Raw genomic sequence first — 21328 nt, forward strand, 5'->3', positions numbered from 1 at the left:
CTATTTTTAAGCTATTAACTTTTCACCCAGTTCTCTAGTATTTTTTTTCCTAGAGGAGTAAGAACAGATTCTGGATGGAATTGTACAGCAGAAACATCATATATTTTATGTCTTAAAGACATTATTTGTCCGTTTGCATCAAAAGAAGTAGCCTCTAAACTATCAGGTAAATTAGCATTTACAACCCATGAGTGGTAGCGACCAACCTCTATTTCTTTTGGTAAGCCTTCAAATAAAACATCGTCTTTTACGATATTTATTTTGGTAGCAATACCATGATAAACGTTATCTAAATTTTCTAAAGAACCACCAAAAACTTCAGCAATTGCTTGTTGACCTAAACAAACACCAAATATTTTTTTAGTAGGTGCATATTCTTTTATAATTGCTTTTAGTAAACCAGCTTCGTCAGGTATTCCTGGGCCAGGAGAAAGAACAATTTTATCAAAATCATCAACTTCTTCTAAAGTTAACTGATCATTTCTTTTTACCGTTACTTCGCAATCTAAATCCTCTAAATAGTGAACCAAATTGTACGTGAAGCTGTCGTAATTATCTATAACTAATATTTTTTTCATGTTATATGGTCTCAGCAATTTCAAGCGCTTTAGTTAATGCACCTAGTTTATTGTATGTTTCTTGTAACTCATCTTCTTCGTTTGATGCGGCAACTATACCTGCACCAGCTTGGTAATGTAAACTATGATTTTTACTTAAAAAGGTTCTTATCATTATAGCATGATTGAAGTTTCCTTTAAAATCCATAAAACCTATAGCACCACCATAATATCCTCTACTTGTTTTTTCGTATTTTTCAATAAGGTTCATCGCCATATGTTTAGGTGCACCACTTAAAGTTCCTGCAGGGAAAGTATCAGCAACAACTTTCATTGTTGGTATATCTTTTTTCTTTTGACCGATAACTTTAGATACTAAGTGTATTACGTGTGAGAAGAATTGAACCTCTCGGTAATTAGCAACTTTAACCATATTACCGTTTCTACTTAAATCATTCCTAGCCAAATCGACAAGCATAACGTGTTCGCTATTTTCTTTATCATCTTCAGTCAATTCTTTTGCTAAAATAGCATCTTGCTCATCATTACCTGTACGTTTAAATGTGCCAGCAATTGGATGTATTTCAGCAGAACCATCTTTTACAATTAATTGTGCTTCTGGTGAGCTACCGAAAATTTTAAAATCACCGTAATCAAAATAAAATAAATATGGAGATGGGTTTATAGATCGTAATGCACGGTATACATTAAATTCATCACCTTTAAAACCTTGTGAAAATCTACGTGATAATACAAGTTGAAATACATCACCACGTTGACAGTGTTTTTTAGCAAGCTTTACATGTTCTTTAAAATCTTCATCTTTTAAATTGGAGGCAACTTTACCATCTAAATTAAATTTGTATGATGCAAAGTTTTTCACATTAAGTATCTGTTCTATTTCTGAAATATTACTTTCAGATTTATAACAATTAGAAAAAAGATATGCTTCATTCTTAAAATGGTTTATTGCTATAATGTTTTTATAAACAGCATAGTATATATCAGGTATAGCTACAGAGTTATCTTTTTTACTAAGCTTTACATCTTCATAATAACGGACAGCATCATAGGCCATGTAGCCAAATAAGCCATTGTCAATAAATTTAAAGCCATTATCATCAGCTTCAAATCTTTTACTGAAGCCTTCTATGATAGAAACAACATCAACCGATTTGTCAATTGAAATAACTTCAGTAGTTCCATCAGGGAATTGTTGAGTTATTATTTCATTTTCAACTTTTATTGATGCAATAGGGTTACAGCATATATAAGAAAAACTATTATCGTTGGCGTGATAGTCGCTACCTTCTAGTAAAATACTATTAGGGAAACGGTCGCGGATTTTTAGATATACACTAACCGGTGTAATGGTATCGGCAAGTATTTTTTTGAAATGTGTTTTAAGTTGGTACTTCATCTTTAGTTCTATAAAATAAGTAAGGCTTGTCGTGATGACAAGCCTTATATAATTTAATACAATGGTGCTTTGCTCACGCGTTTTCTCGTAAGTTATTCCACCACCATGTATTTACAGTTAAATTTTTCATTGGTATCAAAGATAGAAATCATTTTTAAGATAACAAACATCAAATTATAAAAAAATAAACCTCACTATCTAAATTAACAGGCTAGTGAGGTTTTGTTATTTTTTTAATGTAGAATTAAAATTCTAAATCTACTACTAAATCAAATTCATCGTAAATAGTTTTATCTCCTAAATTATCAAAGAAAGCACCAGAACCATATTTTACATCATACTTAGTTCTATCTACTTTTAAAGTAGCAGTTGCTTTACTACCATAAACAGAAACATCAAAAGTTATTGGGGCGGTTTTACCTTTTATAGTTAAGTCGCCAATTACTTCATAAGAGTTTTTTCCAGTAGCTTTAATACTAGTAAAAACTATTTTAGAAGTTGTATGAGTTGTTGTACCGAAAAAATCATCAGAATGTAAATGACCTTCTAATTTTTCTTTTCCTTCACCAGCTTTTAAATCTGTAGTGACAATTGTAGTCATATCTACTACAAATTCACCACCAGTTAATGTTCCTGCATCAAATAATAAAGAACCTTCTTTTAAATCAATAGTACCCTCGTGAGAACCTGTTACTTTGTAAGCTTTCCAAACAACAGAACTTTCACTTACTTTAATTTCTTTTTTATCTCTTTCAACAGGTGTAGTTGCAAAAGCGGTTGCTCCGAATACTAAAGCGAATACTAAACTTAATGTGTTTCTTTTCATAATTGTAATTTTTAATTAATTGTTTTTATAGTGATATTTAAAATTTGTCTAAAAGATTATTTAATTCTTTTAAGTCTTTATTGTCGAATTTTTTAAGGATTTTTTCTTCTGATAACTTTATGTCTTTGTCCATCTTTAAAAGAATAGCTTCGCCTTCATTGGTGATATTTATTTCTATTTTTCTTCGATTACTAGGGCAGGTTATTCTATTAACATAGCCTTTTTGCATTAACTTATCTACCAATCTTGTCGTGTTACTCATTTTAGTAACCATCCTTTCGTTAAGTGTACTTAAATTAGCCGGTTTGCCTTTCTGGCCTCTTAAAATCCTTAAAACATTAAATTGTTGAGTAGAAACATCGTAAGGCTTTAGTGTAGTCGTAATTATTTCTTGTACCTTATTAGTAACTAAACCTAAATGAAGAATAGTTCTTTTTTCTAAAGGTAAATCTTTATCGGTTTTTATAATTTCTTCTACATTCATGTTTGTACAATAATTGTATATACAAATGTATAATTGTTTTTTCAATACTCAATTTAGATGGCTTTTAATGTTTTGTTAAAATTTTAAGTTTTAAAATAGATTTGCTGTTTGAGTAATTATTTCTTGTATCTAATAATTTAAATTTTTAAGTTATAATCTTAAAAAGCGGAGTGTAAGGTTTTGAATAAATAATGCACTATTTTTGAAAACTAAAATTTTTTATATGGCAGATTTATCACAAAACGAATGGGAAGAGCAATTAGAAAAAGATACTAATGCTTTCATTTTAGATGTAAGAACACCAATAGAGGTAGAAGAAGGTTATATACCAAATGCTACAAACATAGATATTCACTTAGGACAAGGGTTTTTAGATGAAATAGAAAAATTAGATAAAACTAAAAACTATTATGTGTATTGCCGATCTGGAGCTAGAAGTGGACAAGCTTGTGCAATAATGAATAGTGTTGGTTTTGAAAATGCTTATAATTTAGAAGGCGGTTTTATGAACTGGCAAGGTGAGGTTGTTGAGTAAGCAATTTTCTTATACATACAAGTAATATTAAAGCTCAATAAGTATCTAAGATATTTATTGAGCTTTATTTTTTAAAGGATATTTTTAAATGTTTATCTTGATGGACTTTAACAATTAAAAATGCGTGAAGATTTACTTCATTTTGTATGGAAGTATAAAAAACTTCAAATACAAAATTTAATTACCACTCAAAATGAAAATCTTGAAGTGCTTACTGTCGGTACACACAACTTTAATGAAGGACCAGATTTTTTCAATGCAAAACTTAAAATAGGAAAACAGCTTTGGGCTGGTAATATTGAACTCCATGTGAATTCATCAGATTGGTTTGTACATGGTCATGAAAAAGACAGTAATTATGATAATGTAATTCTTCATGTTGTTTGGGAGGATGATGTTTTTATTTATCGAAAAGACAATTCAAGAATTCCGACTTTAGAACTTAAAAATTATATTTCAGCAGAAATTTTAAATTCTTATCAAGATTTATTTGACACAAAAACAAAAACCTTTATTAATTGTGAAAAAAAGATAAATTCGTTCGATTCTTTTTTTCTTAAAAACTGGTTAGATAGACTTTACTTTGAGCGATTAGAAAGCAAATCAAAAATAGTATCAGATCTATTAAACCAAAATCAGAATAATTGGGAACAAGTACTTTTTATACTTTTGTTTAAGAATTTTGGGTCAAAAGTAAATTCAGATTCTTTTTATAGTTTAGCGGCAAACCTACCTTTTTCGGTTATTAGGAAGGTTAGTGGAAATAAAGAGCAATTAGAAAGTGTTCTGTTTGGTTTGTCAGGCCTTTTAAATGATGAGTATTTAGATCTGTATTTTATCAACTTAAAAAAAGAATATAAATATTTAAAAACAAAATTTGATTTAAAAGAAGAAGGTGTTTTAAAGCCTGAGTTTTTTAAATTAAGGCCTCCAAATTTTCCTACCATACGTTTATCACAAATTTCAAGTGTTTATCACAAGCATCAAAACTTATTTTCAAAACTTATAGAAGCTAAAACGGTTGAAGATATTTATGATCTTTTTGAGGTGACAGCTAGTAAGTATTGGGATAATCATTTTACATTTGGTAAAGAATCAAAAAAAAACATAAAAAGATTAACGAAGAATTTTATAGACTTACTTATTATAAATACAATCTTACCTTTAAAAGTTTGTTATGCAAAACATATTGGGGTTTCTATTGATGAAGAGGTTGTGAGTATTATTTCTGAAATTAAAGCAGAAAATAATAGTGTAATAAGTAACTTCAACACTTTGGGTGTCTTAATTAATAGTGCAATGGATAGTCAGGCTACCTTACAAATGTATAATGAATATTGTACAAAAAATAAATGTTTACAATGTGCCGTAGGTAGTAGTTTATTAAAGGATAATAAGTAATTTTAGCTGATGAAATTATTATATCATATTTTATATTTTTTTCAAAAGCGTGGCTTTGAGGTTTGCGGGCGAATAGCAGAACGATTAGGTATACGAGCAAGAATAGTGCGGACATCATTTATATATTTAACTTTTGTAACTCTTGGTTTTGGCTTTGCATTGTATTTGTTTGTTTTTTTTTGGTTGCGAATAAAAGACTTAGTATATACTAAAAGAACTTCTGTATTTGATTTGTAACAATGATAAAACTATTTAGGTCTAAAATTTATTTAGCACTTTTTCTAATGAGCTTCGTGCTTACATTTGGTGTTTTGGGTTATAGGTTCATATCTGATTATGATTGGATAGATGCTTTTTACATGACAATTATTACGGTTACAACCGTTGGCTTTTCAGAAGTACGACCGCTAGATACAGAATCAAAAATTTTCACAGTATTCCTTATTATTTCAAGTGTTTTTATTTTTGCTTTTGCTATATCGGTAGTTACAGAGTATATATTAAGTAGAAATTCATTACAATTATTAAAAAAGAAAAAAGTGAAAAACAAGATAAGTAAGTTGTCAAATCACGTAATAGTTTGTGGTTTTGGAAGAAACGGACAACAGTCTTCAGAACGTTTAACTGCTTATAAAAAACCTTTTGTTGTTATTGAAAAAGATAAAGAGGTTATTGAGCGTTTTGAAAATGATTTGCTTTTTGTAGAAGGTGATGCAAATGATGATGATGTGTTACATGAAGCGGGAATTGCAAAAGCTCAATTTTTAATAACAGCTTTGCCTGATGATGCTGCAAATTTATTTGTTGTTTTATCAGCTAGGCAAATGAATAAAGATTTATTTATCATAAGTAGAGCATCATTAGCAACATCACAAAAAAAGTTAGTTCTTGCAGGTGCAAATAAAGTTATCATGCCAGATAAAATAGGAGGTGATCATATGGCTTCGCTAGTAGTGATGCCAGATTTGATTACTTTCATGGATAAGCTTTCTATAGAAGGGGAACATACTACCAATTTAGAAGAGGTTGCAATTGAAGATTTTGCTGATCAAGTAGAGTGTAACTCATTAAGAGATTTAGATTTACGAAGAAAAACAGGTTGCACAATAATAGGGTATATTGCTCCGGATGGTACATATATTATAAACCCAGAAGCAGACTTAAGATTGCAGCCAAAAAGTAAGGTAATAGTTTTAGGGAGGCCAGAACAAATTAGGAAACTAAACGAAATGTTTCATATTGTTTGATGATATTTCGACGGTTTACTTGATTGCGTTGATTTTTTTTAGGATATTGCTAGCGACTAGACTAATTATAAATAATTTAAATTTACTATGAAGAAGTACCTATATTTTCTTTTCCTTTCAATTTCAATATCATTTTCAAGTTTTGCTCAGGATTTTGATGTAGAAGGAAAAGTTTTAAACCCATCCACTACTATCAATGATGGTGTTATTAGTTTGAAAGTAACAGGTGGTGTTGAACCATATAGTTATAAATGGAGTAATGAAAATACACCATTGACTTCAAATAAGTCTACAGGGCTTGTTGAAGGAGTTCCTTATACAGTTGTGGTTACTGATTCTGACGGTAAAGCGGTCACCAAGGTTTTTGCTGTAGAAGCGGATGCTATTACAGAAATTTTTAACGGAACAATGACTCCAGCAGTAAATGCTTTGGGGTCTGTTTTGTTTTGGGACCCATTTGCGGCATTAGGTCTTTACGATCCTGTTGTTTATTCAGATCTAAAAAGAGTTGGTGTTCCTGACTGGTATCCTGGTTTAAAAGATAAATTTACTCTTAAAAAATGGCTTAAGTCTGATGGATCTAAAGTAGAGAAAGGTGACGATATAGCTGTTTTAATTAATAATGCAGGTAAAGAGCAAACGGTAAAAGCAAACGCTAAAGGAAGCTTAAAGCAGTTAACGGCTGGTGGTAGTGTAGTTTACAATTCCGAAAATCAAAAGCATATTATTGAGCAAGGGGCTCATTTTTTTGCAGAAATAAATTATGATACTCCAGTGGTTGTGACACATCCAAACGGAGATCCTGTTACTAAACCAATTTCTTTTATTGTTATTTGGTTAGTATTAGGGGCTACTTTCTTTACTATTAGAATGGGCTTTATTAATATTCGAGGTTTTGGTCATGCAATTGATTTAGCAAAAGGTAAATATGATAATCCAGATGCACCAGGGCAAGTAACACATTTTCAAGCATTAGCTACTGCTGTTTCAGGTACTGTAGGTTTGGGTAATATTGCTGGTGTTGCAGTTGCAGTATCACTTGGTGGGGCAGGAGCAACTTTTTGGATGATTGTATGTGGTTTGTTAGGTATGTCTTCAAAATTTGTAGAATGTACTTTAGGTGTAAAATATAGAGATATTCTTCCTGATGGAAGAGTATTTGGAGGGCCAATGAATTATCTGCGTTACGGTTTAGAAAAAAGAAATATGAAAGGCTTAGGTAAAGTTCTTGCAGGTTTATTTGCGGTTCTTGCTGTAGGTGCTTCTTTTGGAGGTGGAAACATGTTTCAAGCAAATCAATCTTTTGAACAGTTAGCAGGTCAGTTTCCTGTATTAGAAGGTAATGGTTTTTGGTTCGGTATTGTAACAGCTATTCTAGTAGGTGTTGTAATTATTGGTGGTATTAATAGTATTGCAAATGTAACAGGGAAGATAGTTCCTGTAATGGCATCGATATATATCGTAGCTGCATTGGCGGTTATTATAATGAATATAGAAAATATAGGGCCAGCTTTTTCAGCTATTTATGATGGTGCTTTTAGTCCTTCTGCATTAAGAGGTGGTGTAATTGGGGTGTTAGTCATAGGTTTTCAAAGGGCAGCTTTCTCTAATGAGGCAGGTGTTGGTTCAGCAGCTATTGCGCATAGTACTGCAAAAACAAATCATCCGCCATCAGAGGGTTTTGTTGCTTTATTAGAGCCTTTTATAGATACTGTTGTTGTTTGTACGCTAACAGCTTTAGTATTGATATTTACGGGTATGCATGAAGTAGAAGGTATGGCGGGTGCTCAGTTAACATCTGATGCTTTTGGTAGTCAAATTTCTTGGTTCCCATATGTATTGGCATTGGCAGTTTTCTTATTTGCATTTTCTACAATGATTTCTTGGTCTTATTATGGAATGAGAGCTTGGACTTACCTTTTTGGAAAGAGTAAAAGAACTGAGTTTATTTACAAAATGTTCTTTTTAGTATTTGTTGTAATAGGTGCATCTGTAAGTTTAGGAGCTGTATTAGATTTTTCAGATATGATGATTCTAGCAATGTCTTTCCCTAATATTATAGGACTTTATATAATGTCTGGTGAGGTTAAAAAAGATTTAAAGGAGTATTTGATAAAATTAAAATCAAATCAATTATTTAGAAGACAAAGAGAAGAAGAGGCTGCTAAATAATAAATAAAATCATGAATAAATTTAAATCCCACTTCAAGTTCGATAAACAAGAACGAAGTGGGATTTTCTTTTTATTAGGCATAATAATATTTTTACAATTAGGCTATTATGCTTATAAATCATATAAGACAGATAATGATTCAAGCTTTGTCTTAAATCAAGAAGTTGAAAAACGAGTCTTACTTCTAAAGAAAAACAAGGAGAAAGATGGAAAATCTTTTTTTCCGTTCAACCCTAATTATATTTCAGATTATAAAGGTTATAAATTAGGAATGTCTGTTAAGGAAATAAAAAGGCTTCACAAATATAGAAGTCAAAATAAATTTGTTAATTCAAATTTAGAGTTTCAAGTAGTTACAAGGGTTTCAGATTCTTTATTAAATATAATCTCTCCTTTTTTTAAATTTCCAGAATGGAAAACATTCAAAAAATATAATACGAAACAAAATAATACTTCTAAAGCTCAAAATAAGAATAGTTTAGTAATAAAACAGGATATTAATAAAGCTTCGTCAGAAGATTTTAAAACTATTTACGGTATAGGTGATAAACTTTCATTGCGAATTGTTAAGTTTAGAGATAGGCTAGGGGGGTTCTTGGTCGAAGATCAATTATATGATGTTTATGGTTTAAAACCTGAAGTAGTCGAAAAAACACTTCAGAAATTTAAAATTATAACGAAACCCAATATCATTAAAATTAACTTGAACACATCTTCAGCATCAGAGTTATCTAAAAATTTATATTTAAATTATATTCTTTCTAATAAAATAGTTCAATACAGAGAGGAAAATAATGGGTTTTCATCTTTTGAGGAATTGTCGAAAATAGAGGGATTTCCTTCAGAAAAAATTAATAGAATATCTTTATATTTGGCTTTATAAAAAAAAAGACCTATGAAAAGTATGTACTTCACTGAAGAACATGAGTTGTTTAGAGCAAGCTTGAAAGATTTTTTGAAAAAAGAAGTTGTTCCTCATATTGATAAATGGGAGGCAACTGGAACTATCGAACGTTTTATTTGGAAAAAGTTTGGAGACATGGGGTACTTTGGGCTTGCTACAGCAGAAGCAGATGGAGGTTTAGGGTTAGATTTGTTCTATACAGTAATTCTTTTAGAAGAACTTCAGAAAATTAATTCAGGAGGTTTTGCGGCTGCTATATGGGCGCATTCGTATTTAGCAATGACTCATTTAAACAAAGAGGCTGACTCGGCAATCAAAGAGCAGTATTTGACGCCAAGTGTTCTTGGTGATAAAATAGGCTGTTTGTGTATTACAGAGCCATTTGGAGGTAGTGATGTTGCGGGTATGCGAACTAATGCTGAAAAAAACGGAGATACTTATGTTATTAATGGATCAAAGACATTTATAACAAATGGAGTTTATTGTGATTATATGATAGTTGCGGCTAAAACTAAACCAGAATTAGGAAATAAAGGGATAAGTATTTTTATAATCGACAAGAATACAGATGGAGTTTCGGCTACAAAATTAGACAAATTAGGATGGCGTGCTTCTGATACAGGGGAAATTGCTTTTGATAATGTTGTGATACCAGCATCTAATCTAATGGGTGAAGAAAATAAAGGATTCTCTTATATAATGGAGCATTTTGCATTGGAAAGGTTGATAATGGGTGTTAATGCTCATGCGCGTGCTGAATATGCTTTAGATTATGCTCAACAATACATGTCTGAGCGTCATGCTTTTGGTAATGCTATAAATAAATATCAGGCTTTAAGGCATAGATTTGTAGATCTTTATGCTGATATGGAAATTTGTAGAGAGTATAATTACTTAGTGGCATATAGATTAAATAAAGGGGAATATGTAGTTAAAGAGGCTACAATTTCAAAATTGAAATCTACTGAAATGGCAGATAAGGCTATTTACGAGTGTTTACAGTTTTTAGGGGGTTATGGTTATATGGAAGATTATCCGATGGCTAGACTTTTGAGAGATAGTAGGCTTGGGCCTATTGGAGGAGGAACTTCAGAGATTTTAAAAGAAATTTTATCTAAAATTATTATAGATAAAAAAGAATATAAAACAGTAGAATAGTAATAATGATAGGGTGTTGAGGTGTTTTGGCAAATAAAACATGAATTTTATTTTGAATTTATATTTGTTAATCGATAAAAAATATTATATTTGCAGCCTTAATCACTAAAGAGAGGAGGTTTTAGCCCATGTTAATTATACCAATAAAAGAAGGAGAAAACATAGATAGAGCATTAAAGCGTTTCAAGCGTAAGTTCGATAGAACTGGAACAATGCGTCAATTAAGAAAGCGTCAACAATTTAATAAGCCTTCTGTAGAGCGTAGAGCTCAGATTCAGAAAGCACATTATATTCAAGGTTTAAGAGATCAAGAAGAAATATAATTTACAGTAATATATTATAATATTAAAGCCTTGCATTTATTGCAAGGCTTTTTTTTGTTTTCAATTTAATTTTTTAAAAGTGTGGTATATATTATAACTTTACTTTATGAGTGTCTCTTCTTTTGTTACATACCTTTCTTTAGAGAAAAAATATGCTGAAAATACAGTAGTTGCTTATCATGCAGATCTTCAGGAATTTGCTTTGTTTTGTAGCGAAAATTTTAAGCAAGCTGTTATTGATAAAGTAGATTATACGGTTGTTAGAAGTTGGATTGTGGAATTGGTTAATTTAAAACACTCAAATAGAACAATTAATAGGAAAATATCTTCGCTTAAGGCGTATTATAAATTTTTGCAGAAAATAGGAGAGATTGAGATTAGTCCTTTGTTAAAGCATAAGTCTTTAAAAACTCCAAAAAAAATAGAAATTCCCTTTTCGGAAGATGAAATGAATAAAATTCTATTTGAGATTCCGTTTCCGGAAAATTTTGAAGGAGTTCGTGATAAGTTAATTGTAGAGTTACTTTATGCTACAGGTATAAGAAGGGTGGAGTTGGTGAATTTAAGACTCAGTAATTTAGATGTTGATCAAGGTTTGATTAAGGTTTTAGGGAAAAGAAATAAAGAGCGCGTTTTGCCATTGCTAGGTTCTCTTAAAAAATTATTTGCTTTATATCTTCAAGAAAGAAGGGGGGTTGAGGGTTCGGAAAAAATAGATTTTGTTTTTTTATCAAAAAAAGGAGATAAGATTTATGAAACTCTTGTTTATAGAGTTGTTAACCATTATTTAGGTTTAGTTTCATCTAAGGTAAAAAAAAGTCCACATATCCTTCGTCATACTTTTGCTACGCATTTATTAAATAAAGGTGCTGATTTAAATTCTGTAAAAGAATTGTTGGGGCATGCTAGTTTGGCTTCGACGCAGGTTTATACTCATAATAGTATTGCTGAGTTGAAAAAAGTTCACCTTTTGTCTCATCCGAGAAATAAAAAATGATAAAATATTAGTTATGCTTTTTTTAATTTTACTTAAAGTAAATACGGTATTTTGTGGTTGTTATTTAGGTGTGAGCTTGAATTATTATAAAATAAATTAAATCATTTAAATTTATTTTATAATAAAATGATTTGATGTGGTATATATTTTAAAATTGAAAGAAATAAAGCGAAAAGGGTTTTTATTATGTATAATAAAAGTCTATGTTGCTAGAAATGAATTTATTGTAGTAAGCTAGTTTTGGTGTTTTGATAATTTAATTGCTTTAGGTTGCGGTGCTTTGAGTATGTGGTTGGGGTAGAAATGAAAAAAAAAGAAGGTAAATGAGAAAAAAAAATGAAAAATGTTTTTGAATATTTAAAAATATATCTACATTTGCAATCCGTTAGAAATAGTGGGCTTTTTTTTAACGAAAAAAGCAGTAAAAAGCCGATGTAGCTCAGCTGGCTAGAGCAGCTGATTTGTAATCAGCAGGTCGTGGGTTCGAGTCCCTCCATCGGCTCTTAAATGTAGTTCTTTTAAAATAATGGTTTGGGGAGATACTCAAGCGGCCAACGAGGGCAGACTGTAAATCTGCTGACTACGTCTTCGCAGGTTCGAATCCTGCTCTCCCCACTAAAATTTTCATTACCTTTGTGTGGTGTTAGTTTTGAGATAAAAAACGAAGTGTTTTTTATTTAATGATTTTGAAATTTTGAATTTAAAAGTAGCAACTTTAATAGTTGTGATAATAATGCGAGAGTAGCTCAGTTGGTAGAGCGTCAGCCTTCCAAGCTGAATGTCGCCGGTTCGAACCCGGTCTCTCGCTCTTTTAAACCTTGAGTGTAAGGTTGTTTTTTTGAGTTTTGATCTTTTTGTTTAATGATTTTGAACTCAGACAGGCCGGTGTAGCTCAGGGGTAGAGCGTTTCCTTGGTAAGGAAGAGGTCATGAGTTCAAATCTCATCATTGGCTCAAATAAGACGTAAATTGTACACTAATATAAACTAAGATTAAAATTCAATAAACATGGCTAAGGCAACATTTGATCGTTCTAAACCGCATTTAAATATCGGTACTATTGGACACGTAGATCACGGTAAAACTACATTGACTGCCGCTATTACAACGGTTTTAGCGAACGCAGGATTGTCTGAATTGAGAAGTTTTGACTCAATTGATAACGCACCAGAAGAAAAAGAAAGAGGTATTACAATTAATACATCTCACGTTGAATATTCAACTGCTAATCGTCATTACGCTCACGTTGACTGTCCAGGTCACGCGGATTACGTAAAGAACATGGTTACGGGTGCTGCTCAAATGGACGGTGCTATTCTTGTTGTTGCTGCTACTGATGGTCCAATGCCTCAAACTCGTGAACATATCCTTTTAGGTCGCCAGGTTGGTATTCCTAGAATGGTTGTATTCATGAATAAAGTGGATATGGTTGATGATGAAGAGTTATTGGAATTAGTTGAAATGGAAGTTAGAGAATTACTTTCTTTCTATGAATATGATGGTGATAATGGTCCTGTTGTTGCTGGTTCGGCTTTAGGAGCTTTGAATGGTGAGCAAAAATGGGTTGATACGGTTATGTCTTTAATGGAGGCTGTTGATACTTGGATTGAGTTACCAAAGAGAGATGTTGAAAAAGATTTCTTAATGCCTGTAGAGGATGTATTTACGATTACTGGTCGTGGTACAGTTGCTACTGGTCGTATAGAAACTGGAGTTGCTAATACTGGAGATCCTGTTGAGATTATCGGTATGGGTGCTGAGAAGTTAACTTCTACTGTTACGGGTGTTGAAATGTTCCGTAAGATACTAGATAGAGGTGAAGCTGGTGATAACGTTGGTCTTTTATTGAGAGGTGTTGAAAAAACACAAATCAAAAGAGGTATGGTTATTTGTAAGCCGGGTTCTGTTAAGCCGCATGCCAAGTTCAAGGCGGAGGTTTACGTTCTTAAGAAAGAAGAAGGTGGTCGTCATACTCCATTCCATAATAACTATCGTCCTCAGTTCTATGTAAGAACTACAGATGTTACTGGTACTATTAATCTTCCTGAAGGAGTTGAGATGGTAATGCCAGGTGATAACCTTACAATTATTGTTGATTTGTTATCTCCAATTGCATTGAGTGTTGGTCTTCGTTTCGCTATCCGTGAAGGTGGTAGAACTGTAGGAGCTGGTCAGGTAACTGAGATTATTGATTAATTCATTTATAAGATTATAAATAAAGTATTTTCATTGAGGGTGTCTGCTAATAGCAGATACCTTTCGATGTAAATATATACGGGTGTAGCTCAGTTGGTAGAGCACTGGTCTCCAAAACCAGGTGTCGTGAGTTCGAGTCTCCCCTCCCGTGCAAATAAAAAAATGAAAGTAAGATTTCATTTTTTTTTATAATTAAAGTTAAATCTTTCGCAGTATGTTAACATATATCAAGGAGTCCATAGAAGAACTTAGAACGAATATAACATTGCCAGCTAGAGCAGAAGCTACTAACTTAATGGTAATTGTTGCTGTCTTTTCTATTTTGTTTGCTTTGGCAACTTGGGGCGTAGATAGCCTTTTTAGTAAGTTGATTACATTCTATTTTGATAACGTAATAAATAATTAAAAAAGCTTTTTTTTTATGTCTGATGTTTTAGAGAAAAAATGGTATGTGGTAAGGGCTGTAAGTGGTCAGGAAAACAAAATTAAGGGTTATATCGAGTCAGAGGTGGCTAGGTTGGGTTTTGGTGATTACTTAGAGGAGGTTCTTGTTCCTACTGAAAAAGTTGTTCAAATTCGTAATGGTAAGAAAATAAATAAAGAAAGAGTTTATTTTCCTGGTTACATTATGGTTAAGGCAAATTTAGGTGGAGAGATGACTCATGTTATTAGATCTATTACTAATGTTATAGGTTTTTTAGGGGAGACAAAAGGAGGAGATCCTGTTCCGCTTAGAAAATCTGAAGTAAATAGAATGTTAGGCAAGGTTGATGAGTTGACAGTAACTACGGATAGTGTAGCTATACCATTTGTACTTGGTGAGACTGTTAAGGTGATTGATGGACCTTTTAATGGTTTTAATGGTACTGTTGAGAAAATTAATGAAGAAAAGCGTAAGCTTGAGGTAATGGTTAAGATTTTCGGAAGAAAAACACCATTGGAGTTGAGTTATATGCAAGTGGAAAAAGTATAAATATAACTGTTACATAAAAAATTGTGTTGCTTCCAGTAAACACAATTTAATTTAATTTTAAACAATGGCAAAAGAAGTAAGTAAAGTAGTTAAACTACAAGTTAGGGGAGGTGCAGCGAATCCATCGCCACCGGTCGGACCCGCTTTAGGTGCTGCCGGTGTTAACATCATGGAGTTCTGTAAGCAATTTAATGCGCGTACACAGGACAAACAGGGTAAAGTTTTACCTGTTGCTATCACGGTATACAAAGATAAGTCGTTTGACTTCGTTGTAAAGACACCGCCGGCGGCAGTTCAGCTTATGGAAGCGGCAAAGATTAAAAAAGGATCTGGAGAGCCTAATCGTGTTAAGAACGGAAACGTTTCTTGGGATCAGATTAAGACAATCGCTGAAGATAAAATGGTAGATTTAAACGCATTTACGGTAGAATCTGCTATGAGCATGGTTGCCGGAACTGCGAGATCTATGGGTTTAAAAGTTTCAGGTACTAGACCTTTTTAATATCTTAAAAGCATTTATAATGGCAAAATTAACAAAAAATAAAAAAGTAGCGCTTTCTAAGATAGACAAGAATAAAATTTATTCTGTAGAAGAAGGTTCTGCTTTAATAAAAGAAATAACAACAGCTAAGTTTGATGCTTCTGTTGAATTAGCAGTTCGTTTAGGTGTTGATCCTAGGAAAGCTAATCAAATGGTTCGTGGTGTGGTTACATTGCCACATGGAACTGGTAAAGATGTTAAAGTTTTAGCATTAGTTACTCCAGATAAAGAAGCAGAGGCTAAAGAAGCTGGTGCTGACTTTGTTGGGTTAGATGAATATTTAGATAAAATTAAAGCTGGTTGGACAGATGTTGATGTAATCATCACTATGCCAAGTGTTATGGGTAAATTAGGTCCTTTAGGTAGAGTTTTAGGTCCTAGAGGTTTAATGCCTAACCCAAAGACTGGTACTGTAACTATGGATGTGGCTAAGGCTGTATCTGAAGTAAAAGCTGGTAAAATCGATTTTAAAGTTGATAAGACAGGTATTGTTCATGCTGCAATTGGTAAAGTTTCTTTCTCTGCAGAGAAGATTCAGGAAAATGCAAAAGAACTTATTGATACCCTTAACAAATTAAAACCGACAGCTGCAAAAGGTGTTTATATTAAAAGTATTTTCATGTCTAGTACTATGAGTCCTAGTGTACAATTAGATGCTAAATCAGTTTAATTCCAATTAAATCATGACAAGAGACGAAAAATTAAACGCAATAGAAGATTTAACTGCACAATTAGGGGATAATGCAACTATTTATTTAGCTGATATTTCTGGTTTAAATGCAGTAGTAACTTCTGATTTAAGAAGAGCTTGTTTTAAAGCTAATATTAAATTAGCAGTTGTAAAAAATACATTGCTAGCAAAAGCAATGGAGGCTTCTGATAAAGAATTTGGTGAACTTCCTAGTGTTTTAAAGGGTAGTACTTCCTTAATGTTTGCTGAGACTGGTAATGGTCCTGCAAAATTAATTAAAGCTTTTAGAGCGAAGACTAAAGATAAGCCTTTGTTAAAAGGAGCTTTTGTTGAAGAAGCGGTTTATATTGGTGATGATCAATTAGAGTCATTAGTTAATATCAAATCTAAAGAAGAAGTTATTGGTGATATTATTACTTTACTTCAGTCTCCAGCTAAGAATGTTATTTCTGGGCTTAAGGCTAGTGGAGGAAAAATTGCTGGTATTCTTAAAACTTTATCAGAGAAATAAAACGTACGCACTACAAACAATTATATTTTAAAAATTTATTAAACGATAGAAAAATGGCAGATTTAAAAGATTTCGCAGAACAATTAGTTAACTTAACTGTAAAAGAGGTAAATGAGTTAGCTACTATATTAAAAGATGAGTATGGTATCGAGCCTGCTGCTGCTGCTGTTGCAGTTGCTGCTGGAGGTGCTGCAGGTGGTGAAGCTGCTGAAGAGAAAACAGAATTTGATGTTATCTTAAAAGCTGCTGGAGCATCTAAATTAGCAGTTGTAAAATTAGTTAAAGAATTAACTGGTTTAGGTTTAAAAGAAGCTAAAGATATCGTTGATAGCGCACCAAAAGCTATCAAGGAAGGTATTACTAAAGATGAAGCAGAAGGAATTGTTAAGTCATTAGAAGAAGCTGGAGCAGAAGTTGAGCTTAAATAATAGAAGCAACCATAATAGTATTGGTTTAGGTCTTTCCACTTTTGTGGCTAGACCTAAACTTATTTATGTATGTAGCCATTAAATACATACAATTTTAGAGTAAGTATTCATAATCAAAATTTTGTCCATTGATGTTTACAAATCAGACTGAAAGAATAAATTTCGCATCCGCTAAGAACATTCCAAATTACCCGGATTTCTTGGACATTCAGGTTAAATCATTTCAAGATTTTTTTCAATTAGAAACTAAATCTGATGAAAGGGGAGACGAAGGACTATATAATACGTTCATGGAAAACTTTCCTATTACGGACACGAGAAATCAGTTCGTATTAGAGTTTTTAGATTATTTTATAGACCCACCTCGTTATTCAATACAAGAGTGTATTGAGCGTGGTCTTACCCATAGCGTTCCGCTAAAAGCAAGGTTAAAATTATATTGTACTGATCCGGAACATGAGGATTTCGAAACTATTGTTCAGGATGTATATTTAGGGACTATCCCTTACATGACACCAAGTGGTACCTTTGTTATAAATGGTGCTGAGCGTGTAGTTGTATCTCAATTACATAGATCTCCAGGTGTATTTTTTGGACAATCATTCCATGCAAATGGAACAAAATTATATTCTGCAAGAGTAATTCCTTTCAAAGGTTCTTGGATAGAATTTGCTACCGATATCAATGGCGTTATGTACGCTTACATTGATAGAAAGAAAAAATTACCTGTAACTACATTATTCAGAGCTATTGGTTTTGAAAGTGATAAAGATATATTAGAGATTTTTGACCTTTCTGAAGAGGTTAAAGTTTCTGTTGCAGGACTTAAAAAAGTATTAGGACGTAAATTGGCTGCGAGAGTATTAAATACTTGGCATGAAGATTTCGTTGATGAAGATACTGGTGAGGTTGTTTCTATTGAAAGAAATGAAATCATTTTAGATAGAGATACTGTTCTTGAAAAAGATCACATCAATCAAATTGTTGATGCAGATGTTAAAACTGTTCTTTTGCATAAAGAAAGTGCTGCTCAATCTGATTATGGTATTATTCATAACACATTACAAAAAGATCCTACAAACTCTGAAAAAGAAGCTGTAGAGCATATTTATCGTCAATTACGTAATGCTGAGCCGCCAGATGAGGAAACTGCGCGTGGTATAATTGATAAGTTATTCTTTTCTGATCAACGTTACAACTTAGGTGAAGTTGGTCGTTATAGAATGAATAAAAAATTAGGTTTAGATATCGGAATGGACAAACAGGTTTTGACCAAAGAAGATATTATAACTATTATAAAGTATTTGATTGAGTTAATCAATTCTAAAGCTGAAATTGATGATATTGATCACCTTTCTAATCGTCGTGTTAGAACTGTAGGTGAGCAATTATCTCAACAGTTTGGTGTTGGTTTAGCACGTATGGCTAGGACTATTCGTGAACGTATGAACGTTCGTGATAATGAGGTTTTTACACCTATCGATTTAATCAATGCTAAAACTTTATCTTCTGTAATTAACTCTTTCTTTGGTACAAACCAATTATCTCAGTTTATGGATCAAACGAATCCATTAGCAGAGATTACTCATAAGAGAAGACTTTCGGCTTTAGGGCCAGGAGGTTTATCTAGAGAGAGAGCTGGTTTTGAGGTTCGTGATGTTCACTATACACACTATGGTAGATTATGTCCTATTGAAACTCCAGAAGGACCAAACATTGGTCTTATTTCTTCTCTTTCTGTATTCTCAAAAGTAAACCCATTAGGTTTCTTAGAGACTCCATATAGAAAGGTTGAAAATGGTAAAGTTGATATTAATAATTATACATATTTAAGTGCCGAAGAAGAAGAAGGAATGAAAATTGCGCAAGCAAATATTCCTATGGATGATGAAGGCAATATAACAGCTGAAAAGGTAATTGCAAGAGAAGAAGGAGATTTCCCTGTTGTAGACCCAGCTGAAATTCAATATACGGATGTAGCTCCTAATCAAATTGCATCTATTTCTGCATCTTTAATTCCTTTCTTGGAACATGATGATGCGAACAGAGCATTGATGGGATCTAACATGATGCGTCAGGCAGTTCCTTTATTACGTCCTGATGCTCCTATAGTAGGTACAGGATTAGAACGTCAGGTAGCTTCTGATTCAAGAGTGTTAATAAACGCTGAGGGTAATGGAACTATTCAGTATGTTGATTCTCAGATTATAACAATCAAATATGATAGAACTGAAGAAGAGCGTTTAGTTAGCTTTGAGGATGATTCTAAAACGTATGAACTTGTTAAATTCAGAAAAACAAATCAAGGTACTAGTATTAATCTTAAGCCTATCGTAAGAAAGGGTGATAAAGTTAATAAAGGTCAAGTACTTTGTGAAGGTTATGCAACTGAAAATGGAGAGTTAGCTTTAGGTAGAAACTTAAAAGTTGCCTTTATGCCTTGGAAGGGGTATAATTTTGAGGATGCAATTGTAATTTCAGAGAAAGTTGTTCGTGAAGATATCTTTACATCTATTCATGTTGATGAATATTCTTTAGAAGTTAGAGATACTAAATTAGGTGCTGAAGAATTAACTAATGATATACCAAACGTTTCAGAAGAGGCTACAAAAGACTTGGATGAGAATGGTATGATTAGAATTGGTGCTGAAGTTAAACCTGGTGATATTTTAATTGGTAAAATTACTCCGAAAGGAGAATCTGATCCAACACCAGAAGAAAAATTACTTCGTGCAATATTTGGTGATAAAGCAGGTGATGTTAAAGATGCATCTTTAAAAGCATCTCCATCTCTTAGGGGTGTTGTTATTGATAAGAAATTATTCTCTCGTTCGATTAAAGATAAGAGAAAACGCTCTGAAGATAAAGAAGCAATTTCTAAATTAGAATTAGAATATGAAGTTAAATTCCAACAACTTAAAGATGTTTTAGTTGAAAAACTATTTAATCTTGTTAATGGTAAAACTTCTCAAGGTGTATTAAACGATTTAGGAGAAGAAGTTCTTCCTAAAGGAAAGAAATACACAATGAAAATGCTTAATGCTGTAGATGATTTTGCTCACTTAGTAGGTGGAAGTTGGACGACAGATAAAGAGAATAATGTTATGGTAACAGATTTGTTACATAACTATAAAATTAAACTTAATGACCTTCAAGGTAACTTGAGAAGAGATAAGTTTACAATATCTGTTGGTGATGAATTGCCAGCTGGTATTATGAAATTAGCTAAGGTTTATGTTGCTAAAAAACGTAAGCTTAAAGTTGGTGATAAGATGGCGGGTCGTCATGGTAACAAGGGTATTGTATCAAGAATAGTAAGACATGAAGACATGCCTTTCTTAGAAGATGGAACACCTGTTGATATTGTGTTAAATCCATTAGGTGTACCATCTCGTATGAACATTGGTCAGATTTATGAAACTGTTCTAGGTTGGGCAGGTTTAAAATTAGGTAAGAAATATGCAACTCCAATTTTTGATGGTGCTACTCTTGATCAAATAAATGCTTATACAGACGAAGCTGGAATTCCTAGATTCGGTCATACATATCTTTATGATGGTGGAACAGGTCAGCGTTTTGATCAACCTGCAACTGTAGGTGTGATTTATATGTTGAAACTAGGACACATGGTTGATGATAAGATGCATGCTCGTTCTATAGGACCGTACTCTTTAATTACACAACAGCCATTAGGTGGTAAAGCACAATTTGGTGGTCAACGTTTTGGAGAGATGGAAGTTTGGGCATTAGAAGCATATGGAGCTTCTGCTACTCTACGTGAAATATTAACAGTTAAATCTGATGATGTTGTAGGTAGAGCTAAAACTTATGAGGCTATTGTTAAAGGTGAAACAATGCCAGAACCTGGTTTACCAGAATCATTCAATGTATTAATGCATGAACTTAAGGGATTAGGTTTAGACATTAGACTTGAGGAGTAGTAGCAATAGGTTTTTTAAGAGAC

Annotated in this window: 21 protein-coding genes and 5 tRNA genes; 22 read left to right on the forward strand and 4 right to left on the reverse strand. The window is 32.5% G+C overall.

Annotated elements, in window-relative coordinates; translation table 11 throughout:
• Positions 1–14 precede the first annotated feature (14 nt).
• The 4 genes from H0I23_RS01785 to H0I23_RS01800 form a co-directional block, all read right to left on the reverse strand.
• Positions 15–578 (reverse strand): aminodeoxychorismate/anthranilate synthase component II, encoded by a 564-nt coding sequence (locus tag H0I23_RS01785; RefSeq protein ID WP_216784768.1) that lies wholly within the window; start codon positions 576–578, stop codon positions 15–17.
• A gap of 1 nt (position 579) precedes the next feature.
• Positions 580–1977, reverse strand: coding sequence for an anthranilate synthase component I family protein (locus H0I23_RS01790; RefSeq protein ID WP_216784769.1), 1398 nt, complete (start codon positions 1975–1977; stop codon positions 580–582).
• Between the two features lie 244 nt (positions 1978–2221).
• On the reverse strand, positions 2222–2803 hold the full coding sequence (locus H0I23_RS01795; protein WP_216784771.1) for a YceI family protein: 582 nt from the start codon (positions 2801–2803) through the stop codon (positions 2222–2224).
• 37 nt (positions 2804–2840) lie between these two features.
• Positions 2841–3287 (reverse strand): MarR family winged helix-turn-helix transcriptional regulator, encoded by a 447-nt coding sequence (locus H0I23_RS01800; protein WP_216784772.1) that lies wholly within the window; start codon positions 3285–3287, stop codon positions 2841–2843.
• Between the two features lie 223 nt (positions 3288–3510).
• On the opposite strand from H0I23_RS01800, the gene H0I23_RS01805 reads away from it, so the two are divergent.
• The 22 genes from H0I23_RS01805 (at position 3511) to rpoB (ending at position 21305) form a co-directional block, all read left to right on the forward strand.
• On the forward strand, positions 3511–3822 hold the full coding sequence (locus H0I23_RS01805; protein WP_216784773.1) for a rhodanese-like domain-containing protein: 312 nt from the start codon (positions 3511–3513) through the stop codon (positions 3820–3822).
• Positions 3823–3942: 120 nt separating this feature from the next.
• Positions 3943–5223, forward strand: a complete 1281-nt coding sequence (locus H0I23_RS01810) for a DUF2851 family protein (RefSeq protein WP_216784774.1) — start codon at positions 3943–3945, stop codon at positions 5221–5223.
• A gap of 9 nt (positions 5224–5232) precedes the next feature.
• Complete coding sequence (locus tag H0I23_RS16730; RefSeq protein ID WP_254073636.1) at positions 5233–5460, forward strand: PspC domain-containing protein; 228 nt, start codon at positions 5233–5235, stop codon at positions 5458–5460.
• 2 nt (positions 5461–5462) lie between these two features.
• A complete protein-coding gene (locus H0I23_RS01815; protein ID WP_216784776.1) occupies positions 5463–6470 on the forward strand; it encodes a TrkA family potassium uptake protein in 1008 nt (335 codons plus the stop codon).
• 87 nt (positions 6471–6557) lie between these two features.
• The gene (locus tag H0I23_RS01820; protein ID WP_216784777.1) at positions 6558–8642 is read left to right on the forward strand and encodes an amino acid carrier protein; all 2085 of its coding nucleotides are present in this window, start codon (positions 6558–6560) and stop codon (positions 8640–8642) included.
• An 11-nt stretch (positions 8643–8653) separates the two neighbouring features.
• Entirely contained in the window at positions 8654–9526 is an 873-nt protein-coding gene (locus tag H0I23_RS01825; RefSeq protein ID WP_216784778.1) for a helix-hairpin-helix domain-containing protein, read from the forward strand.
• A 12-nt stretch (positions 9527–9538) separates the two neighbouring features.
• A complete protein-coding gene (locus tag H0I23_RS01830; protein ID WP_216784780.1) occupies positions 9539–10705 on the forward strand; it encodes an acyl-CoA dehydrogenase family protein in 1167 nt (388 codons plus the stop codon).
• A 128-nt stretch (positions 10706–10833) separates the two neighbouring features.
• A complete protein-coding gene (gene rpsU, locus H0I23_RS01835) occupies positions 10834–11028 on the forward strand; it encodes a 30S ribosomal protein S21 (RefSeq protein ID WP_216784781.1) in 195 nt (64 codons plus the stop codon).
• A 106-nt stretch (positions 11029–11134) separates the two neighbouring features.
• Positions 11135–12025, forward strand: a complete 891-nt coding sequence (locus tag H0I23_RS01840; protein ID WP_216784782.1) for a tyrosine-type recombinase/integrase — start codon at positions 11135–11137, stop codon at positions 12023–12025.
• Positions 12026–12453: 428 nt separating this feature from the next.
• Positions 12454–12527, forward strand: a tRNA-Thr gene (locus H0I23_RS01845).
• A gap of 31 nt (positions 12528–12558) precedes the next feature.
• Positions 12559–12640, forward strand: a tRNA-Tyr gene (locus H0I23_RS01850).
• 120 nt (positions 12641–12760) lie between these two features.
• A tRNA-Gly gene (locus H0I23_RS01855) sits at positions 12761–12833 on the forward strand.
• Between the two features lie 73 nt (positions 12834–12906).
• Positions 12907–12978 (forward strand) — tRNA-Thr (locus tag H0I23_RS01860).
• Between the two features lie 54 nt (positions 12979–13032).
• Positions 13033–14220 (forward strand): elongation factor Tu, encoded by a 1188-nt coding sequence (gene tuf, locus H0I23_RS01865; RefSeq protein WP_216784783.1) that lies wholly within the window; start codon positions 13033–13035, stop codon positions 14218–14220.
• Between the two features lie 78 nt (positions 14221–14298).
• A tRNA-Trp gene (locus H0I23_RS01870) sits at positions 14299–14371 on the forward strand.
• 63 nt (positions 14372–14434) lie between these two features.
• Positions 14435–14626: a preprotein translocase subunit SecE gene (gene secE / locus H0I23_RS01875; RefSeq protein ID WP_216784784.1), complete on the forward strand. Its 192-nt coding sequence runs from the start codon at positions 14435–14437 to the stop codon at positions 14624–14626.
• 15 nt (positions 14627–14641) lie between these two features.
• A complete protein-coding gene (nusG, locus tag H0I23_RS01880; RefSeq protein ID WP_216784785.1) occupies positions 14642–15193 on the forward strand; it encodes a transcription termination/antitermination protein NusG in 552 nt (183 codons plus the stop codon).
• 64 nt (positions 15194–15257) lie between these two features.
• Positions 15258–15695 (forward strand): 50S ribosomal protein L11, encoded by a 438-nt coding sequence (gene rplK, locus H0I23_RS01885; RefSeq protein ID WP_216784786.1) that lies wholly within the window; start codon positions 15258–15260, stop codon positions 15693–15695.
• 19 nt (positions 15696–15714) lie between these two features.
• On the forward strand, positions 15715–16404 hold the full coding sequence (gene rplA, locus H0I23_RS01890; RefSeq protein ID WP_216784787.1) for a 50S ribosomal protein L1: 690 nt from the start codon (positions 15715–15717) through the stop codon (positions 16402–16404).
• A gap of 13 nt (positions 16405–16417) precedes the next feature.
• Positions 16418–16936, forward strand: coding sequence for a 50S ribosomal protein L10 (gene rplJ / locus H0I23_RS01895; RefSeq protein WP_216784788.1), 519 nt, complete (start codon positions 16418–16420; stop codon positions 16934–16936).
• 53 nt (positions 16937–16989) lie between these two features.
• Positions 16990–17364, forward strand: a complete 375-nt coding sequence (gene rplL, locus H0I23_RS01900; RefSeq protein ID WP_216784789.1) for a 50S ribosomal protein L7/L12 — start codon at positions 16990–16992, stop codon at positions 17362–17364.
• 131 nt (positions 17365–17495) lie between these two features.
• Positions 17496–21305 (forward strand): DNA-directed RNA polymerase subunit beta, encoded by a 3810-nt coding sequence (gene rpoB, locus H0I23_RS01905; protein WP_216784790.1) that lies wholly within the window; start codon positions 17496–17498, stop codon positions 21303–21305.
• Positions 21306–21328: the final 23 nt, after the last annotated feature.

The organism is Cellulophaga sp. HaHaR_3_176, assembly GCF_019021925.1.
Taxonomy (GTDB): domain Bacteria; phylum Bacteroidota; class Bacteroidia; order Flavobacteriales; family Flavobacteriaceae; genus Cellulophaga.

Coding starts and splice junctions, on each gene's coding strand:
- H0I23_RS01785 (WP_216784768.1), bottom strand. CDS start 578: ATGAAAAAAATATTAGTTATAGATAATTACGACAGCTTCACGTACAAT.
- H0I23_RS01790 (WP_216784769.1), bottom strand. CDS start 1,977: ATGAAGTACCAACTTAAAACACATTTCAAAAAAATACTTGCCGATACC.
- H0I23_RS01795 (WP_216784771.1), bottom strand. CDS start 2,803: ATGAAAAGAAACACATTAAGTTTAGTATTCGCTTTAGTATTCGGAGCA.
- H0I23_RS01800 (WP_216784772.1), bottom strand. CDS start 3,287: ATGAATGTAGAAGAAATTATAAAAACCGATAAAGATTTACCTTTAGAA.
- H0I23_RS01805 (WP_216784773.1), top strand. CDS start 3,511: ATGGCAGATTTATCACAAAACGAATGGGAAGAGCAATTAGAAAAAGAT.
- H0I23_RS01810 (WP_216784774.1), top strand. CDS start 3,943: ATGCGTGAAGATTTACTTCATTTTGTATGGAAGTATAAAAAACTTCAA.
- H0I23_RS16730 (WP_254073636.1), top strand. CDS start 5,233: ATGAAATTATTATATCATATTTTATATTTTTTTCAAAAGCGTGGCTTT.
- H0I23_RS01815 (WP_216784776.1), top strand. CDS start 5,463: ATGATAAAACTATTTAGGTCTAAAATTTATTTAGCACTTTTTCTAATG.
- H0I23_RS01820 (WP_216784777.1), top strand. CDS start 6,558: ATGAAGAAGTACCTATATTTTCTTTTCCTTTCAATTTCAATATCATTT.
- H0I23_RS01825 (WP_216784778.1), top strand. CDS start 8,654: ATGAATAAATTTAAATCCCACTTCAAGTTCGATAAACAAGAACGAAGT.
- H0I23_RS01830 (WP_216784780.1), top strand. CDS start 9,539: ATGAAAAGTATGTACTTCACTGAAGAACATGAGTTGTTTAGAGCAAGC.
- rpsU (WP_216784781.1), top strand. CDS start 10,834: ATGTTAATTATACCAATAAAAGAAGGAGAAAACATAGATAGAGCATTA.
- H0I23_RS01840 (WP_216784782.1), top strand. CDS start 11,135: ATGAGTGTCTCTTCTTTTGTTACATACCTTTCTTTAGAGAAAAAATAT.
- tuf (WP_216784783.1), top strand. CDS start 13,033: ATGGCTAAGGCAACATTTGATCGTTCTAAACCGCATTTAAATATCGGT.
- secE (WP_216784784.1), top strand. CDS start 14,435: ATGTTAACATATATCAAGGAGTCCATAGAAGAACTTAGAACGAATATA.
- nusG (WP_216784785.1), top strand. CDS start 14,642: ATGTCTGATGTTTTAGAGAAAAAATGGTATGTGGTAAGGGCTGTAAGT.
- rplK (WP_216784786.1), top strand. CDS start 15,258: ATGGCAAAAGAAGTAAGTAAAGTAGTTAAACTACAAGTTAGGGGAGGT.
- rplA (WP_216784787.1), top strand. CDS start 15,715: ATGGCAAAATTAACAAAAAATAAAAAAGTAGCGCTTTCTAAGATAGAC.
- rplJ (WP_216784788.1), top strand. CDS start 16,418: ATGACAAGAGACGAAAAATTAAACGCAATAGAAGATTTAACTGCACAA.
- rplL (WP_216784789.1), top strand. CDS start 16,990: ATGGCAGATTTAAAAGATTTCGCAGAACAATTAGTTAACTTAACTGTA.
- rpoB (WP_216784790.1), top strand. CDS start 17,496: ATGTTTACAAATCAGACTGAAAGAATAAATTTCGCATCCGCTAAGAAC.